Origin of the sequence: Euzebya tangerina, from assembly GCF_003074135.1 — a bacterium.
Taxonomy (GTDB): domain Bacteria; phylum Actinomycetota; class Nitriliruptoria; order Euzebyales; family Euzebyaceae; genus Euzebya; species Euzebya tangerina.
Genome location: NZ_PPDK01000002.1, coordinates 217898 through 234494 on the forward strand (window position 1 = coordinate 217898; position 16597 = coordinate 234494).

Here is a 16597-nt window from a genome sequence, read left to right on the forward strand (position 1 = left end):
GCAGCCTAGGCTCCAGTATCCTGCCCGCATGATCCTGGTGAACACCGAGACCATTCCTGGTCAGCAGATCGTGGCACTCCGTGGGTTGGTCCAGGGGAACACGATCCGCGCGAAGAACATCGGCCGGGACATCGGCGCCGGGCTGAAGAACCTCGTGGGTGGTGAGCTCACGGCCTACACCGAGCTGATGACCGAAGCTCGGGACGAAGCCGTCAGCCGCATGGTCGCGCAGGCCCAGCAGCTGGGGGCCAATGCCATCGTCAACGTGCGCTTCACCACCTCACAGGTCGCCGGCGGGGCCGCCGAGCTGTACGCCTACGGGACCGCGGTGACGGTGCAACCGACCGGGGGCGCCCCGCAGCAGGCCGACGCGCAGGGGCAGTTCGGGAGCACACCGCAGCAAGCCCACCCCCAGGGCTGGAACGCCTCCGCCTGATGGAGTTCGTCCTCTCGATCCTGATCCTCGCGCTCCTCGTCGGGATCGGCTTCCTCGTCGGCAGCTGGCGCGAGAGGCGTCACCTGGCCGAGCTCGCCCAACGAGAACAGGCCATGGCCCACGTGCTCGTCACCGACTTGCGGTCCTTGCCTCTCGGCCTCGACGCCTCCGCCGGCACGATGGTGATGGGTGAGGTCGTGATCGCCAGCGACTACTTCAAGCAGTTCGCTGCACAGCTGCGCAACCTCGTCGGAGGTGAGGTGACCAGCTTCCGCACGGTCATGGACCGGGGCCGCCGTGAGGCCCGGCAGCGGATGGTCGAGCAGGCCGACCGCATCGGCGCCCGGACGGTCATCAACGTCCGCTTCGAGACCTCGACGGTCGCCGCGCTCGGCACCGAGGTGCTGTGCTACGGGACGGCGGTCCGCTAGGCGGCATAATCCCGTAGACTGGAACCGGGACCCGAACGGGTCCCTCACGAACTCACCGCCGAGGTGTCCACGATGCGCAACAAGACCCGCCTGACCACGCCACTGATCCGCCGGGATGGCGTCCTCGAACCGGCCTCATGGGAGGACGCGCTCGCCACAGCGGCCACCGGGCTCGGGGCGATCCGAGACACCCACGGTGGTCGGGCGCTCGGCATGTTCTCGTGCTCGAAGGCCACCAACGAGACCAACTTCATGGCCCAGAAGTTCGCCCGGGTCGTGCTCGGGTCGAACAACATCGACAGCTGCAACCGAACTTGACACGCGCCTAGCGTCGTCGGTCTGGCGACAGCGTTCGGTGCCGGAGGCGGCACCAGTTCCTATGAGGAGGCGGAGCACGCCGACCTCATCATCCTGTGGGGCTCAAACGCCCGGAACGCGCACCCGATCTTCTTCCACCACGTCCTCAAGGGTGTCCACAACGGGGCCAAGCTGTACTGCGTCGACCCCCGTCGCAGCGAGTCCGCCCAGTGGGCCGAGGTCTGGCTGGGCCTGGACGTCGGCACCGACATCGCGCTCGCCAACGCCGTCGGCCGTGAGATCATCCAGGCCGGTCTTGCCGACCCCGAGTTCATCGGTCGGGCCACCAGCGGCTACGAGGCCTACGCGGCATCGGTCAAGCCCTACACCTTGGAGCACGCCAGCCGGATCACGGGCGTGCCCGCCGGGACCATCCAGGCCCTGGCCCACGACTACGCCACCGCGGGGCGTGCGCAGCTGTGCTGGACCCTCGGCATCACCGAGCACCACAACGCCACCGACAACGTCTTCGCGCTGATCAACCTGGCGCTCCTGACCGGCCACGTCGGCCGGTACGGCTCCGGCCTGGTTCCCGTCCGCGGGCAGAACAACGTGCAGGGCGGCGGCGACATGGGTGCCTTGCCCAACAAGCTGCCCGGCTTCGCCGACCTCGCCGACGACGAGCGACGCGGCAAGTTCGAGGCCGAGTGGGGGACGGAGATCCCCGCCACGCCCGGCCGGCACCTCAGTCAGATGTTCGAGGACATCGAATCCGGAGCGATCAAGGGCCTGTACGTCATCGGCGAGAACCCCGCGCAGGCCGAGGCCGACGCCGGCCACACCCGGGAGCTCCTCGACGCCGTCGACTTCCTGCTGGTCCAGGACATCATGCTGACCAAGACGGCTGAGATGGCCGACGTCGTGCTCCCCGCGGCGGCCGACTGGTGCGAGTCCAGCGGCACGGTCACCTCCAGCGAACGGCGGGTCCAGCTGACCCGCAAGGCTCTCGAACCACCGGGGGAGGCGCGGGCCGACCGCGACATCATCGCCGACCTCGCCCGGGCCTTCGGTCACGACTGGGGCCGGCCGAGTGCCGAGGAGGTGTGGGACGAGCTGCGCAGCCTCTCGCCGATGCACGCCGGCATGAGCTACCGCCGACTGGAGGCCGAGGGTGGCCTGCAGTGGCCCTGCTACGACGAGGACCATCCCGGCGAGCTGTTCCTCCACGCCCGGCTGTGGGAGGACCCGATCCAAGGTGCGCGGGCGCCGTTCACCCCCGTCGAGTTCGCGCCGCCGGTCGATGAGCTGACGAGCGAGTTCCCGCTGCGCATGACGACCGGGCGGCATCTGGACAGCTACAACACCGGGGTGCAGACCGCCGGCTACGCCTCTCCGCTTCGCGAGTCCGGGCGGACCGGGGCGATGGTCGACCTCTCACCGGAGGACGCCGAGCGTCTGGGTCTTGCGACCGGCGACCTGGCCACCGTCACCAGCCGGCGTGGCTCGATCGAGGCGATGGTCAACGTCGCGCCAGGCCTTCGCGAGGGCCTGGTCTTCATGGCCATGCACTATCCCGACTCGACCGATGTCAACCAGCTGACGATCGAGGCGTGGGACCCTCAGAGCGGCACGGCCGAGTTCAAGGCCACGGCGGTCCGGGTGGAGCACGCCGGGTGACCAGCCTCTGCCCAACGGAGGGCGTCCGATGGATCTGACCTTCTCCGACGCCGAGCCCACCGCCGCAGAGCGCGCCGTGATCGACGGACTGCTGGGTGCGCCCGACTCCGTCTGGACCGGTGCCGAGCAGCGCTCCGAGCAGGATCTCCGCGTTGCCCGGACCGGGCGAAGCAGGGAGCGGCGGGACGAGCTGCTGCCGGCGTTCGACGCCGTGCAGTCCGCCATCGGGTGGATCAGCGAGGGTGCGCTGATGCACATCTGTCGGCAGCTCGGGGTACCTCCGGCAGAGGCCTACGGCGTGGCCACCTTCTACGAGCTCCTCAGCGTCACCGAGCAGCCGCCCCGGGTTCTGCACGTCTGCGATGACGTCGGCTGTCGCGGCTTCGGCGGCACCGAGCTGATCGCGGGGGTCGAGGAGCACTTCGGGCCGGAGGGTGCCGTGGTGCAGACGTCCGACGGAGAGTCAGCGACCTGGCACCGCTCACCCTGCATCGGCCAGTGCGACCGGGCACCCGCCTGCTACGCCCAGCTGGCCGGCACCGACGACGCGGTCCTGGTGGAGACCGGAACTGACGAGGCGGTGGCCGTGCTGACCGGCTCCTCGCCGGGCGGTGCGCCCGACGTCCTCCCGCCACAGGTCGAGGGCATGCGCCTCCTCCGCCGCGTCGGGGTGGTCGACCCGACCGACCTGGATGCCTACCGCGACGCCGGTGGGTACGCCGCCCTCCGCCGCGCCGTCGAACTCGGCCCTGATCGGGTGATCGAGGAGGTCAAGGCATCCGGCCTGCGCGGCCGCGGTGGCGCCGCCTTCCCGGCACACGTGAAGTGGTCCGCTGTCGCCGCGCACGCCGAGGGGCCGCGCTACCTGATCTGCAACGCCGACGAGTCCGAACCCGGCACGTTCAAGGACCGCACGATCATGGAGGGGGACCCCTTCGCGCTGATCGAGGCCATGACCATCGCCGGCTTCGCCGTCGGTGCCGAGCAGGGGTACATCTACATCCGTGGCGAGTACCCCATCGCCACCGCCCGGCTCCGCGGCGCCATGCAGGCGGCCCGCACCGCCGGCATGCTGGGCGAGGACGTGCTGGGCGAGGGGTTCAGCTTCGACATCGACCTCCGCCGCGGCCAGGGTGCCTACATCTGTGGCGAGGAGACGGCCCTGATGAACTCCATCGAGGGATATCGGGGCGAGCCGCGCAGCAAGCCACCGTTCCCCACCGATGTGGGCTTGTTCGGTCGCCCGACCGTGGTCAACAACGTCGAGACGTTGGTGAACGTCCTGCCGATTCTGGAGGAGGGCGGCGCCGCGTTCGCCCGGATCGGCACCGACGACTCGACCGGCACGCGGCTGTTCTGCCTCTCCGGTGCCGTCGACACACCCGGGGTGTACGAGGTGGAGTCGGGCATGATCCTGCGCGATCTGATCAGCCTGGCGGGTGGGGAGCCGGCCCAGGTCAGCGCCGTTCTCCTGGGCGGGGCCGCCGGGGCCTTCGTCGGGCCGGGGGACCTGGACCTGCCGCTGACGTTCGAGGACGCCAGGTCGGCCGGGCTGGGCCTGGGATCCGGTGTGGTCATGGTCTTCGGGCCGAGCGCCGACCTGGGTGATGCCACCACCCGGATAGCCCGGTTCTTCCGCGACGAGTCATGCGGTCAGTGCGTCCCCTGTCGCGTGGGAACGGTTCGGGTCGAGGAGGCGCTCGGTCGCTTCCTCGCCGCCGGCCCACGGGCGAACGGGGCCGGGACGCGCGAACGACGACTGATCGAGGAGTTGGACCTGGTGATGAAGGACGCATCGATCTGCGGACTGGGCCACACCGCTGGCACCGCGATCCGCTCGGCGCTCGATCTCGGACTGCTGGGCAAGAGCGAGGTCCCGGCGTGAGCACGCATCCGGTCATCCCCCGACGTCCGCCCGCACCGCCTGAGCCGCCTCCGGTCAGCCTCACCATCGACGGCCAGCAGGTCGACGTGCCTGCCGGGACGACGCTGCTCGACGCCTGCCACCGCCAGCAGATCGACACACCGACGTTGTGCTACTCCGACGTGCTCGAGCCGGCTGCCGCCTGCCGGGTCTGTGTCGTCGAGGTGGAGGGATCCCGGACCTTGGTGCCGTCGTGTGCCAGGAAGGTCGAGGACGGCATGGTCGTCCAGACCAACTCCGAGCGCGTCCGCCACAGCCGGCGCATGGTCCTGGAGCTGCTCGGGTCGTCGGTGGACATGTCCTACGCCTCGTCGGAGATCATCGACTGGACGCAGCGCTATGAGGCCGACCCCGACCGCTACGGCGAGGCGGCCCGGACCGTCGAGCAGCCGGCGAAGATCGACAACGCGCTGTACATGCGGGACTACAGCCGCTGCATCACCTGCTACAAGTGCGTCGACGCGTGCGGCGAGCAGGCACAGAACACCTTCGCCATCACGGTTGCCGGTCGGGGCTTCGAGGCCGGCGTGTCGACGGAGTACGACGTGGCACTCGGCGACTCCGCCTGTGTGTTCTGCGGCAACTGCATCGCCGTCTGCCCCACCGGAGCGATCATGTTCTCCTCCGAACATCAGTTGCGTGAGGAAGGGCTGTGGGACGAGGACGTGCAGGAGGTGACGCGGACGGTCTGCTCGTTCTGCGGGGTGGGCTGCAACCTCGAACTGCACGTGCAGGACAACCGGATCGTCAAGGTCACCTCACCCCAGGACCACGAGGTCACCAGCGGCCACCTGTGCATCAAGGGCCGGTTTGGCTACGACTACGTCCAGAACTTGCCGGACCCGATGACGACGCCGATCGACGACGTGCTGGCCGCGGCCCGGGCGAGTGGCCGGGACGGCGGTCCTACTCGTTGACCGTGACCGAGATGGTCTCGGAGACGATGTCGAACCGTGTGAGCGCCACCTCCGTCGTGATCTCCCACACCCCCGGCTGGTTGAGTTCCGGTCCGGCCAGGAGGTAGTGGCCGGGGCCGGCGATCGTCGGCTCCCGCTCGATCGGCCCGATGTCCAGCTCGGGATGGGAGAGCAACAGGGTCACCGACTCGGCCACGTCGACCGGCCGACCGGTCTCACCCAGCAGGTAGATGTGGATCTCGTTCTGCCCGGCCACGTTGGGGTCGACGGTGAACGTCATCTGACCGATGCCGTCGAACTCGACCGTCTCGGAGTAGGCCCCGGTGACACCGGCAGCTTCCGCTGCGGGTTGGAGCGCCACCAGCGCGCCGGTCAGGGCCAGCACCGCGACGATGGCCCCGAGCTCGGTGAAGACGGTCATGCCGAGGTGTGCCCACGCCCGGTCCCGCTCGGTCGCCTTGTCGGCCACCTCGTCCGATCCACCCGCGATGACCGGCTGCTTGCCGGCCCGTTGCCGGGCCCGTCTGGCGGTCAGTACGGGCACCAGCCGCCGGTTGTTGTATGCCCCGATGGCAACCAGGACTCCGACCAACGCGACCTTGGCGACCAGCACCAGTCCGTAGGAGGTGGAGAACAACGCCCGGGCCGCGCGGACCTCGACCCAGGACAGCGCCGCCCCCGCGCCGAGCACGGCGACGACGGAGACGGTGAACAGGGCAGAGAACCGCGCGATGGTCCGGCCGGCACCGACGGGGTCGTCCGCACGACGACGGATGCGGAGCACCACGAAGAGCAGCACCAGTCCGCCGGTCCACAGGGCGGTCGTGGCCAGGTGGATCGCTGCGGCCGACCACACCACGGCGGCCGGTTCGGTGGTCAGCGTGTGCCCCTCGAACAGGAACGAGCCGAGGGCAACACCTGCTCCGACGGCAGCCAGGCCACTGACGCCGACGGCGCCCTCATCGGTCCAGCGACGCAAGGCCATCCACACCAGCGCCCCGCCGACGGCCCGGGCGGCCGCCGACCAGCCGACGAAGCTGGTCAGCGTGGCTGACAGCGAGGCGGTGTCGGCCAGGGATCCCAAGCCATCCCCGCCGACCAGGATGGTCTGCCACACCACCGTCAGCACCGCGGTGACGACCACGGCGATCGCCCCGCGCCTGAGCCACGAGGTCAGGGCGACCAGCGCGTCGCGGGCAGTCCCGGAGAGCCACCAGGCCGCCGCCAGGACCCCGGCCACGACCAGCACCGCGACGTACCCGACCCACCGGGTGATCATGGCGGCGATGGCATAGGCCTGTTCGCTGTCGCCACCGAAGACCTGCTCGAGCAGATCCTCGGCCCCGCTGGCCTCCTGACCGACGCTGAAGATCATGGCGCCGTCGATCGGGTGGCCGTCGGCCGACGTCACGCGGTAGGTGACGGCGTAGGTGCCGTTCGCCAGATCACGATCCAGCTCGACACGAACGAGATCCGGGGCGTCCGCCGTCTGGAACGTCCCGCCCTGATCGACGCGCTCCCCGCCAGTTGCGAAGACCCGCAGACCGGAGGTGGTTGCCTCCACCGGCTCGTTGAACTCGAGGAACAGCTCCTCCGGGGCCACGTCGAGGACCTGCCCATCGGTGACCGACCCGCCCTCCAGCGAGGCGTGCGCCAGCGCCGGGGGCGCCAGCGCCAGCATCACCGCCAGGGTCAACGCCGCCAGACCGCCCAGACGCAGCAGGACACGCCGACCACGGTCGGGGCGGCGGCCTGCCAGCGAGACGCGAAGCATGAGGCCATGCTGGCACGGGATGGCGGCCCGGTCAGGTGGCACGCCCTTGGCCACGGGGGGCGCCCGACCTCAGTCGACGGGCAGTGCCCGATCCGACGTACCGACCGCACCGAGCAGCGCCTGGGCCAACGGCTCGATGTCGCCGCTCTTCAGGACCAGATCGATGCCGAGACGCGACATCTCCTCGCGCACGTACTCACCGGCGACGGCGGTGTAGGCGACGACCGCGATGTCCGGATGGTCACCCGTCAGCATGGCGATGCCCTCGAACCCGCTGGTCCCGGGCATCAACAGGTCCATGACGACCACGTCGGCGGCGCCTTCGACGGCTTCGGTTACCGCCTCGTCGCCGTCGGCCGCCTCGCCCACGACGGTGAAGTCCGGCCGACCCCCCAACTGCATCCGCAGCAGCAGACGCATGTCGGGTTCGTCATCGGCGATGACCACGCGGATGGGCTCGCTCATCAGGTGCCGACCACCCACACGTCCGTGACCAGGGTGTCCTGTCCGTCACGCGAGAGTTCGAGCCGACCACCGATGTGCCGCAGCACCTGATCGGCCACCGCCAGTCCCAGACCAAGCCCGGGACGGGTCGTCACCGCGTACTCGCCGCGGAAGAAGGGCTGCGTGGCAAGTCGCAACTCGTCATCGGTGATCCTCCCGCCGGTCGAGGCAATCGTGACCCGCGCACCCCGGTCGGTGCTGGCCACCTGCACGGCCGTGTCGGTACCGTACTGCGCGGCATTGTGCAGGACGGCGTCGAGGGCCAGCACCACCGACTGTGGCAGCAGGTTCATCGTCTGGACGTCCCCACCGAGCGCGAGTGACCGGTCCGACATGCCTGACCAGCGCTCGGCGATCAACGCCGCAAGATCAACCGGTGCCGGATCCTCCGTCGGCACGGCCGTGCTGATCCCGGAGGCGACCAGCAGATCGTCGAGCAGCCGAGTCAACCGCCGCGTGTTGCGGAGCAGAGCCGGAGCGATCTCCTCGGTCACGGCGTCCAGCTCCGTGGCGCGGGCGAGTTGCTCCGCCAACCCGTGGATGACGGTGACGGGCGTGCGCAGCTCGTGCCCCACGACGTTGATCACACGGCTGCGGATCGCAGCCAGGTCCTCGACCCCGGTCTCGGTCGAGGAGGCACCTATGTCATCACTCACCCGCTCAGTTCGCCTCCGTTGCGATCGCCCCAGCACGAGCCAAGGCCCGTATCTCATCGAGGTCGAATCCTATCCGGGCGAGAACCGCTTCGGTGTCAGCACCCCGACCGGGAGGGGCCGACGGACGGCCGGAGGGGGTTCGGGAGAACCGAGGTGCGGGGGCAGCCTGGGACACGCCGTCGACCTCGATGAACGTCTCGCGATCGGCCAGGTGCGGGTGGGTGGCAGCCTCCGCCATGGTCAGAGCTGGGGCGACGCAGGCGTCGGTTCCCTCGAAGACCTCCTCCCAGTGGCGTCGGGGCGCAGCGGCGAACCGCTCGGCCAGCGCACGCGCAAGATCAGGCCACCGCGTCCGGTCGAACTGCGGCCACTCCGCGGGGTCCAGATCCAGCAACGAGAGCAGTTCGGCGTAGAACTGCGGCTCCAGCGCGCCCACGGCGACGTAGCCGCCATCAGCGCAGACGTAGTTGCGGTAGAAGGGCGCGCCACCATCCAGCAGGTTCGCGGCACGACGTGTCTCGTCCCACGACCCCATCGACCGCATGCCGTGGAACATGTTCATCAGCAGCGCTGACCCGTCGACCATGGCGGCGTCGACCACCTGGCCCTGACCGCTGCCCTGCCGCTCGACGAGCGCGGCCAGCACGCCGACGACCAGCAGCATGCCACCCCCACCGAAGTCGCCGATCAGGTTGAGAGGCACGGGGGGCGGCTTGCCCTCCTCACCCATGGGCTGCAACGCGCCGGCCAACGCGATGTAGTCCAGGTCGTGGCCGGCCATCGTCGCCCACGGGCCGGTCTGCCCCCACCCGGTCATGCGCCCGTAGACCAGTCCCGGGTTGACCGCCGCGCACGGGTCGGGTCCGATGCCGAGGCGCTCGGCCACCCCCGGCCTGAAGCCCTCGATCAGCACGTCGGCGGTCCGGACCAGGGCCAGCAGCACCTCGACGCCCTTCGGGTCCTTCAGGTTGATGGCCACCGATTGACGGCTGCGGCTCATCACGTCGTGGCCCTGCGGTCCCTCGCCGATGCTCAGCCCGCCGGCCGATGTCCGGTCGACGCGGATGACCTCGGCGCCCAGGTCCGCCAGGACCATCGCCGCGAAGGGTCCGGGACCGATCCCCTGGATCTCGATCACACGCAGGCCGTTCAGGGGGCCGGGTCGGGACACGTCATCGCCTCGTTGGGTCGTCGGGCTGCAGTTGCGCGCCCACCGTATGCTCCGGCCCGCTGCACGATCCAACTGGTGCTTGAATGGGGACGAATGTGACCGCTTCACGTGGCCCGACCGGAGCCGACCTGGATGTCGTGGTCGAGCAGGTCGCCCAGGATGTGGCCGGACTGGCTGACCAGGGCGCCGTCGCGACCTACATCCCGGCGCTCGCCCGGGTCGACCCGGCCCACTTCGCCCTGGCCGTCGCACCGCTGGACGGGCCGCCGGCCGCGGTCGGGGATGCCGACACCACCTTCAGCATCCAGTCGATCAGCAAGGTGTTCACCCTGACGCTGGCGATGCAGCGGTTCGCCGGTGACATCTGGGAGCGGATGGGGCGTGAACCCTCCGGCGACCCGTTCAACTCGCTGGTCCAACTCGAGTACGAGAACGGCAAACCTCGCAATCCCTTCATCAACGCCGGCGCGATCGTGCTGGCCGACATCCTGCGGACGTGCCTCGACGATCCACTCTCCGAACTCGTGCAGTTGGTGTCCGAGCTCTGCGGCGAGCCGGTGACCGTCGACGGGGAGGTCGCCCTGTCCGAAGCGGAGACCGGCTTCCGCAACCGGTCGCTGGCCAACCTGATGACGGGCTTCGGCAACATCCACGGCGACCCGCAAGCCGTGCTCGACATCTACTTCGCCCAGTGCTCCATCGCCATGACGCCGGCCCAGCTGGCCCGGTCGCTGGGCTACCTGGCCAACGACGGCGTCGATCCGCGGTCGGGCGCCCGGGTGCTCTCCGCCGAGAAGGCCCGCCGGGTCAATGCGCTGATGTTGACCTGTGGTACCTACGACGCCGCCGGCGAGTTCGCCTTCCGCGTCGGCATCCCCTGCAAGTCGGGCGTCGGAGGGGGCGTCGTGGGAATCGTCCCGCATCACCTCTCGGCCTGCGCGTGGTCGCCTCGCCTGGACCAGACCGGGAACTCGGTTCAGGGACGAGCAGCACTGGAGGCCCTGATCGACCGGACCGGGCTGTCGGTCTTCTGAGCGCGTCCCTCGGGCCAGGACCTGTGACGCCGGGACGCGCGCGTCCGTCGTCTGACCAGGGTGGTGGGGTCGGGCTGTCCTCGGTCGCCGCTACCCTCGGGCACGACATGGCCGGGATAGGCGAGACCCTCAGCAGCGAGCGGCGGCGGCAAGGACGCACGCTGGCCGATGCTGCTGCCGAGACACGGGTGCGGGAGTCCTACCTGGCGGCCCTCGAGACCGAGGACTTCGACGTCCTGGGCGGCGATGTCTACGCGCGCGGGTTCATCCGGCTGTACGGCAAGTACCTGGGGCTCGACGCCGAGGCGCTGGTCCAGGAGTTCCGGGACAATCACGAGAAGCCCGCCGAGGTCACCGCGATCCCGGGGGCCACGATCGACGAGGTGCTGCCCGCCCGACCGCCCGGCATCGCCCAGCTGCTGAACCAGCCGGCGGTGGCCGGCGTCGCCATCGTGTTGGTGATGGCCGTGCTGTTCCTGCTCTTCCGTGGCGGTGGCGATGACGCCGCCGAGCTCGACGAGGACGCGCCCGGCCCGGTCCCGGCAGCGACCCAGGAGGTCGCGGAGACCGAGGACGCGGCGGCCGGCGACGCGGCCACGGTGCCCTCCGAGCCCTCCGCCGCGCCGGCGCCGGCGCCCGACGCCGTGGTCTTCGAGACCCTGGCGGTGCAGATCGATGCCACCACACCCGTCCGCGTGAACGTCCTGCAAGGTCAGCCGGTGGTGGATCGGGAGTTGGCGGCGGCCGAGTCGGTGGAGCTCGCACCGAGCGGCGACCGGGTGTCCTTCGTGGTCGGGGACTACGGGTCGGTCGAGGTGCTGGTCAACGGGCTGATGCTGCCGGCTCCGGCGCAGTTCCTCGGTGCCCCGGTGCAGATCACCTGTGTGATCGGGGCCACGGAGTGCTCGGCCGAGGCGGTCTCGTCGTGAGCCTCACCGCATGAGCAGGGCAGCGTGAGTCAGGTGGACGCGGGGCAGATCCGGCCCAGTGACGGCAAGGGCAAGGTCGCGATCATCACCCTCGGCTGTGGGCGCAACGACGTCGACAGCGACAACGTCGGTGGCCTGCTGACGGCCGACGGGTACGACATGGTCACCGAGCCCGACGACGCCGACCTGCTGGTCGTCAACACCTGCACCTTCATCGCACCCGCCCGCGAGGAGTCCGTGGACGTGGTGCTCGGTGCAACCGACACCACCAAGCCCGTCGTCGTGGTGGGCTGCATGGCCGAGCGGTACGGGCAGGAGTTGGCCGACGCCGTCCCCGAAGCCGCCGCCGTCGTTGGGTTCGACCGGTATCGCGAGTTGCCCCAGATCGTCGGGTCGGCCCTCGGGGTCCGCGACCCGAACGGGGACGCCGTTGCGTCCGATGAGGCTCCAGCCAGCAGGCGTGGATTGCCGCTGTTCGGCACCGGACCATCCGGCCCCGACGCACCACCCACCGCCTCGTTCCCGCTCCGAACCGTGCCGAAGGGCCCCTGGGCGTACCTCAAGATCGCGGGTGGCTGCGACCGGGTCTGCACGTTCTGCTCGATCCCGTCGTTCCGTGGTCGGTTCGGCTCGCGGACGGTGACCGAGCTCGAGGCGGAGGTCCGCTGGCTGGTGGAGCAGGGCGTGCGCGAGCTGGTGTGCGTCAGCGAGAACACCACCTCCTACCACAAGGATCTGCCGGGCGGCCGGCGCGGTCAGGCTGACCTGATCGAGATGTTCGACCGCGTCGAGGGCCTCGAGATGGTTCGGCTCATGTACCTCCAGCCCGCCGAGATCACGCCACTGCTGCTCGAGTCCATGGCGGCCAGCGACACGGTCGTGCCCTACTACGACCTGTCGCTCCAGCACGCCTCGGCTCCGGTGCTCGACCGGATGGCCCGGTCGGGGAGTCCCGAGCGGTTCCTGAGGCTGATCGAGGGCATCCGGCAGCGCGATCCGGGCGCAGTCTTCCGCTCCTCGTTCATCACCGGCTTCCCGGGCGAGACCGACGAGGACGTCGACACCCTGGCGTCGTTCGTCGACGCCGCGGGCCTCGACTGGTCGGGGGTCTTCACCTACTCCGCGGAGGACGGCACCCCGGCGGCGACCATGCCGGACCAGGTGCCCCATGACGAGGCGCGGGCACGGGCCGAGGAGATCACCCAGATCATCGAGGCGGTGGCGCTCGAGAAGGCCGAGGCGTTCGTCGGGCGGCGCCTCGAGGTGCTGGTGGAGGACCACGAGGCCGAGACGGCGATCGGACGCAGCTACCGGGAGGCGCCGGAGACCGACGGCGAGATCCGGGTCGAGGGTCTTGGCACCCCCGTCGGACGTCTCGCGCCGGTCGTGGTGACCAGCACGGACGGGGTGGACCTCCTGGCTCGCCCGGCCTGACCAGCGGTCCCCAGGACCTCGGTCGGCGATTGAACGTCGCGGGGGGCTGCTGCGTACACCCCTGTACGACCCGACCGAGCTCGGCCGGGTGTCGCAGCCAACCACAGGAGCTCTCCGCATGTCCCGAACACTGCCGATCCACAGGCCCGGGCTGGTGATCACCACGCTCGGCGTCGCCCTGATGGCGCTGGTGTGGCTCGCCACCCCCGCCGCCGCCGCCACCTTCGACGTCGACACCGCACTGGACACGGTGGACGCCAGTCCAGGCGACGGTGACTGCGCCGACGCCATGGACAACTGTTCGCTGCGCGCGGCCATCCAGGAAGCCAACGCCCTGCCTGGCGCAGACACGGTCACGCTGGGCGAGGATGAGACCTACGCGCTCACGATCATCGGCAGCGGCGAGGAGATCGCTGGGACCGGCGACCTCGACATCACCAGCGAGATCACCCTGACGGGCAACGGCTCGACCATCGACGCGACGGTCATCGGCGACCGTGCCGTCGACCTGATCGCCGGCGATGCGGTCATCACCGACCTCACCATCACCGGTGGCGCGGCAGGTGTTGCACCTGACGATCGCGGCGGTGCCATCCGAGCGGACGCCGACTCCACACTGGACATCTCCGCCTCGACCCTCATCGGGAACACCGCGCCGCTGGCCGGTGGCGGCATCGAGAACACCGGCGGCACGGTCACCGTGACCGACACGGACTTCAGCGACAACGTCGCGACCGGCGTCCCGGCGGCCGGCAACGGCGGGGCCGTCCACGCAGCCGGTGGGTCCACCACGATCACGGGCGGCACCGTGCAGGACAACACCGCCGTGGAGGGCGCTGGCCTCTGGCTGGCAGCCGGCACGATGGACGTCGATGGCGTGACGTTCACGCAGAACACCACAACCGGGACCGAGGCTGACATGGGCGGCGGTGCGATCTTCAACCAGGCCGGCGGCACGATCTCGGTGACTGACTCGAGCTTCGACTCGAACACCGCAACCAACGGCGCCGCCTCCGGTGGCGCGATCATCCTGGTCGACGACGGAACGTCGATCACGGTCACCGACTCGAGCTTCGACGACAACGCAGCCAACCGCGCGGGTGGTGCGATCGAGGTCGCTGCTGGCACCAGCGCCACGATCATCGACTCCGACTTCACCGCGAACGATGTCGCTGCGGGAGCGAACCCCGGCAACGGCGGTGCGATCCACAGCGGCAACGGCACGGTCAGCGTGACCGGCGGCACCGCAGCGGGCAACACCGCGACCGAGGGGGGCGCCTTCTGGAACAGCACGGGCGATTTCGTGGTGGAGGCGGTCACCTTCGACGGCAACACCACCGCCGGGACCGCGGCCGACATGGGCGGCGGCGCGATCTTCAACCAGGGCGCCGGCACGGTGGCCGTGGAGGGCTCCAACTTCACGGGCAACACCGCGACCGAGGGCGCGGCCTCCGGTGGCGCCATCATCGTCGTCGACGACGGCTCGACGGTGACCGTCGAGGGCTCCACATTCGACGGCAACAGCGCAAACCGCGCTGGTGGCGCGATCGAGGTGGCGGCCGGTTCGATCCTCGACGTCTCGAACTCCACCTTCGACAGCAACGACGTCGCCGTGGGCGCGAACCCGGGCAACGGGGGCGCCATCCACAGCGGCGGAGGCACCGTCTCGGTCTTCGGCGGCAGCGCCGATGACAACACGGCGATCGAGGGCGGTGCGTTCTGGAACGCCGCGGGAACCTTCGCCGTGGACGCGGTCATCTTCACCGGCAACGTCGGAACGGGTGACGAGGCGGACAACGGCGGTGGCGCACTCTTCAACCAGGGCGCCGGCACGATGACCGTCGTGAACTCGACCTTCGACGCCAATCTGGCGACCGGTGCAGCCGGCTCCGGTGGTGCCGTCCTCAACCTCAACAATGAGGGCCAGGAGGGCGACTCCGTCATGAGCATCGAGGACTCGAGCTTCGACGCCAACGTCGCCGCCCGTGCCGGTGGGGCCATCGAGAACGCCGGCTCGGTGATGGACATCTCCGACACCGACTTCTCCGGCAACGATGTGGCCGAAGCGGCCGCGCCGGGCAACGGCGGCGCCATCCACGACGGCGGCGGCACCGTCACGGTCACCGGTGGGAGCGCCGACGGCAACACGGCCGTCGAGGGCGGCGGGTTCTGGACCAGCGGGACCATGGTCGTGACCGGCACCACACTCACCGGCAACACCGGTGCGGCCGGTGGCGCCCTCTACATCGAGGAGGGCGGCCAGTTGACCCTCGACGGCGTGCGCGCCTCGGCCAACGACGCCACGGACGGCGACGGCAACGCGCTGTTCGACGCCGGTGGCAACGACACGGCCACCGACACCGTCCTGACCTCGCAGGCGCCGGCGACCGGCCTCACCTGCAACGAGCTGGTCGAGACCGATCTCGGCGGCAATGCCGATGACGACGGCAGCTGCTTCGATCAGGCCATCGTCGTGGACCGGGTCCAGGGCGAGGATCGGATCGCGACCGCGATCGCAGCCTCGCAGGCCAGCTTCGACGACGGCGAGGCCAGTGCGGTCGTGCTCACGAGGGCCGACGTGTTCGCGGACGCCCTCGCCGGGACGCCGCTGGCGGTCCAGGAGAACGGCCCGCTGCTCCTGTCCGGTCAGGACAGCCTGGACTCGGCGACCGAGACCGAGATCCAGCGGGTGTTGGACTCCGACGGCACCGTCTACCTGCTCGGCGGCACCGACGCGCTGAGCGAGCAGGTGGAGGCCGACGTCACGGCCCTGGGCACCGACGTGGTGCGCTACGGCGGACTCAACCGGTTCGACACCGCGGTCATCATCGCCTCCGACGGCCTGGACGAGCCTGACCTCAACCTGCTGGCCGACGGTGAGGGGTTCGCCGACGCGGTGTCCTCAGGTGCCGCCGCAGCCGCGAACGACGGTGCGGTGCTGCTGACCTCGGGCGACGTGCTGCCGCCCGAGACCGAGGCGTACCTCGCCACGATCGACCCCGGCTCGGACAGCGACACCGACACGAGCAACGACACGCTGTTCGCGATCGGTGGTCCGGCCGTGGCGGCCGTCCCGGGTGCCACTCCGGTCCAGGGAGCGAACCGGGTGGACACCGCAGTCGAGGTCGCCACGACGTTCTTCGAGGCGCCACCCGTCGCGGGCATCGCCACGGAGGGTGCCTTCCCGGACGCCCTTGCCGGCGGCGTTGTCGTCTCGGCCCAGGGTGGCCCGCTGCTCCTGTCGGGCAGCGAGGCGCTCAGCGCGTCGGTCGCCGCCTACTTCGAGGCGACGCCGAGCATCGGGACGGTCACCATCTTCGGTGGGGTCGATGCGCTGTCTGAAGCGGTGCAGGACGGAGTGCGGGAGAGCTTCCCGACCAGCTCCCCGTAGCGCCGGCCGCTGACTGAGCGAC

13 protein-coding genes are annotated in these 16597 nt (G+C 70.1%); 9 read left to right on the plus strand and 4 right to left on the minus strand.

From position 1 onward, the window contains the following. The first annotated feature begins 28 nt into the window (after positions 1 to 28). From C1746_RS16785 to C1746_RS16805, 5 genes are all read left to right on the plus strand, one after another. Positions 29 to 436: a YbjQ family protein gene (locus tag C1746_RS16785; RefSeq protein WP_116715922.1), complete on the plus strand. Its 408-nt coding sequence runs from the start codon at positions 29 to 31 to the stop codon at positions 434 to 436. Next, positions 436 to 867, plus strand: a complete 432-nt coding sequence (locus C1746_RS16790) for a YbjQ family protein (RefSeq protein ID WP_116715923.1) — start codon at positions 436 to 438, stop codon at positions 865 to 867. Before C1746_RS16785 ends, C1746_RS16790 begins: the two co-directional genes overlap by 1 nt. A 72-nt stretch (positions 868 to 939) precedes the next feature. Continuing rightward, entirely contained in the window at positions 940 to 2841 is a 1902-nt protein-coding gene (locus C1746_RS16795) for a molybdopterin oxidoreductase family protein (protein WP_116716205.1), read from the plus strand. A gap of 28 nt (positions 2842 to 2869) precedes the next feature. Further along, positions 2870 to 4726, plus strand: a complete 1857-nt coding sequence (locus C1746_RS16800; protein WP_116715924.1) for an NAD(P)H-dependent oxidoreductase subunit E — start codon at positions 2870 to 2872, stop codon at positions 4724 to 4726. Then, positions 4723 to 5682 carry a 2Fe-2S iron-sulfur cluster-binding protein gene (locus C1746_RS16805; RefSeq protein WP_205711953.1) on the plus strand — a complete coding sequence of 320 codons (960 nt, stop codon included), beginning with the start codon at positions 4723 to 4725 and terminating at the stop codon, positions 5680 to 5682. Before C1746_RS16800 ends, C1746_RS16805 begins: the two co-directional genes overlap by 4 nt. Here C1746_RS16805 and C1746_RS16810 read toward each other — a convergent pair. The 4 genes from C1746_RS16810 to C1746_RS16825 all read right to left on the minus strand — a co-directional run bounded on the left by C1746_RS16810 (position 5672) and on the right by C1746_RS16825 (position 9787). After that, complete coding sequence (locus C1746_RS16810; protein ID WP_162867875.1) at positions 5672 to 7456, minus strand: copper resistance CopC/CopD family protein; 1785 nt, start codon at positions 7454 to 7456, stop codon at positions 5672 to 5674. The genes C1746_RS16805 and C1746_RS16810 overlap by 11 nt on opposite strands. Positions 7457 to 7525: 69 nt before the next feature. Continuing rightward, positions 7526 to 7921, minus strand: coding sequence for a response regulator (locus C1746_RS16815; protein ID WP_116716207.1), 396 nt, complete (start codon positions 7919 to 7921; stop codon positions 7526 to 7528). Then, positions 7921 to 8616, minus strand: coding sequence for a sensor histidine kinase (locus C1746_RS16820; RefSeq protein WP_162867876.1), 696 nt, complete (start codon positions 8614 to 8616; stop codon positions 7921 to 7923). Before C1746_RS16820 ends, C1746_RS16815 begins: the two co-directional genes overlap by 1 nt. Before the next feature lie 4 nt (positions 8617 to 8620). Continuing rightward, positions 8621 to 9787, minus strand: coding sequence for a CaiB/BaiF CoA transferase family protein (locus tag C1746_RS16825; RefSeq protein WP_116715927.1), 1167 nt, complete (start codon positions 9785 to 9787; stop codon positions 8621 to 8623). Between the two features lie 83 nt (positions 9788 to 9870). On the opposite strand from C1746_RS16825, the gene C1746_RS16830 reads away from it, so the two are divergent. From C1746_RS16830 to C1746_RS16845, 4 genes are all read left to right on the plus strand, one after another. Continuing rightward, on the plus strand, positions 9871 to 10821 hold the full coding sequence (locus tag C1746_RS16830) for a glutaminase (protein WP_116715928.1): 951 nt from the start codon (positions 9871 to 9873) through the stop codon (positions 10819 to 10821). Positions 10822 to 10928: 107 nt separating this feature from the next. Further along, positions 10929 to 11750, plus strand: a complete 822-nt coding sequence (locus C1746_RS16835) for a helix-turn-helix domain-containing protein (protein ID WP_116715929.1) — start codon at positions 10929 to 10931, stop codon at positions 11748 to 11750. A gap of 24 nt (positions 11751 to 11774) precedes the next feature. Next, entirely contained in the window at positions 11775 to 13184 is a 1410-nt protein-coding gene (gene rimO / locus C1746_RS16840; RefSeq protein WP_205711955.1) for a 30S ribosomal protein S12 methylthiotransferase RimO, read from the plus strand. A 118-nt stretch (positions 13185 to 13302) separates the two neighbouring features. Next, on the plus strand, positions 13303 to 16575 hold the full coding sequence (locus C1746_RS16845) for a cell wall-binding repeat-containing protein (protein WP_116715930.1): 3273 nt from the start codon (positions 13303 to 13305) through the stop codon (positions 16573 to 16575). The last annotated feature ends 22 nt before the right edge of the window (positions 16576 to 16597 follow it).

What these genes read in the sequence shown, in the direction of transcription:
- C1746_RS16835 (WP_116715929.1), top strand. Translation starts at nt 10,929, where the DNA reads ATGGCCGGGATAGGCGAGACCCTCAGCAGCGAGCGGCGGCGGCAAGGA.
- C1746_RS16810 (WP_162867875.1), bottom strand. Translation starts at nt 7,456, where the DNA reads ATGCTTCGCGTCTCGCTGGCAGGCCGCCGCCCCGACCGTGGTCGGCGT.
- C1746_RS16830 (WP_116715928.1), top strand. Translation starts at nt 9,871, where the DNA reads ATGGGGACGAATGTGACCGCTTCACGTGGCCCGACCGGAGCCGACCTG.
- C1746_RS16785 (WP_116715922.1), top strand. Translation starts at nt 29, where the DNA reads ATGATCCTGGTGAACACCGAGACCATTCCTGGTCAGCAGATCGTGGCA.
- C1746_RS16790 (WP_116715923.1), top strand. Translation starts at nt 436, where the DNA reads ATGGAGTTCGTCCTCTCGATCCTGATCCTCGCGCTCCTCGTCGGGATC.
- C1746_RS16815 (WP_116716207.1), bottom strand. Translation starts at nt 7,921, where the DNA reads ATGAGCGAGCCCATCCGCGTGGTCATCGCCGATGACGAACCCGACATG.
- C1746_RS16845 (WP_116715930.1), top strand. Translation starts at nt 13,303, where the DNA reads ATGTCCCGAACACTGCCGATCCACAGGCCCGGGCTGGTGATCACCACG.
- C1746_RS16800 (WP_116715924.1), top strand. Translation starts at nt 2,870, where the DNA reads ATGGATCTGACCTTCTCCGACGCCGAGCCCACCGCCGCAGAGCGCGCC.